Origin of the sequence: Limnohabitans sp. 2KL-51, from assembly GCF_003063645.1 — a bacterium.
Taxonomy (GTDB): domain Bacteria; phylum Pseudomonadota; class Gammaproteobacteria; order Burkholderiales; family Burkholderiaceae_C; genus Limnohabitans_A.
In genome coordinates this window covers 1-711 of sequence record NZ_NESJ01000067.1, presented here as the reverse complement: position 1 = coordinate 711, position 711 = coordinate 1, and the positions used below count along the sequence as shown (strand labels likewise).

At 65.4% G+C, this 711-nt stretch carries 1 protein-coding gene; it reads left to right on the top strand.

The annotated features are described in order from the left end of the window. On the top strand, positions 1-711 hold a 711-nt coding region (locus B9Z49_RS21410), incomplete at both ends, for an Ig-like domain-containing protein (protein ID WP_158273575.1).

Sequence of the window (711 nt, the reverse complement as noted above, 5' to 3'; positions counted from 1 at the left end):
TCGATGTGGACGGCAACAAGTTCAGCGACGCAGCAGGCAACCTGAACAAAGACACCTACACCAACCCCGCCCCGGCAGGCCAGACCTACGAGGCCAACAACCAGGTGAGCTTTGGCTTTAACACCACCGTGGCCGACACGGCCCCGCCCAGCATCGTCGTCACGCGCAGCGCCATCGGCACGGTCAACAGCTCCGAAGTCATCAACTTCACGCTGTCCGAGGCCAGCACGAGCTTTGACATCAACGACATCGTGGTCAGCGGCGGCACCCTCTCGGGCTTTACCGGCTCGGGCAACAGCTACAGCGTGGTCTTCACGCCCAACGCCAACAGCGTGGGCACGGCCAGCGTGGGCGTGCTGGCGGGCAAGTTCAGCGATGCGGCGGGCAACCTGAACAAAGACACGTTCAACAACCCGGCCACGGGCACGGACGTGTACGAGGCCAACAACCAAGTCAGCCTGCCCTACAACACCGACAACACCCCCCCCAAAGTCGTGGTGGCGCGCACCGGCACGGGCACCGTGGGCGCTGCGGGCGAGGACATCACCTTCACGCTGAGCGAGGCCAGCAGCAACTTCACGCTGACTGACATCGCGGTGACCGGCGGCACGCTGGGCACGCTCACCCAAAGCAGCACCAACCCGCTGCTCTACACCGCCCGCTTCACCCCCGACCCCAACGGCGTGGGCACGGCCACCGTGGGCGTGCAGT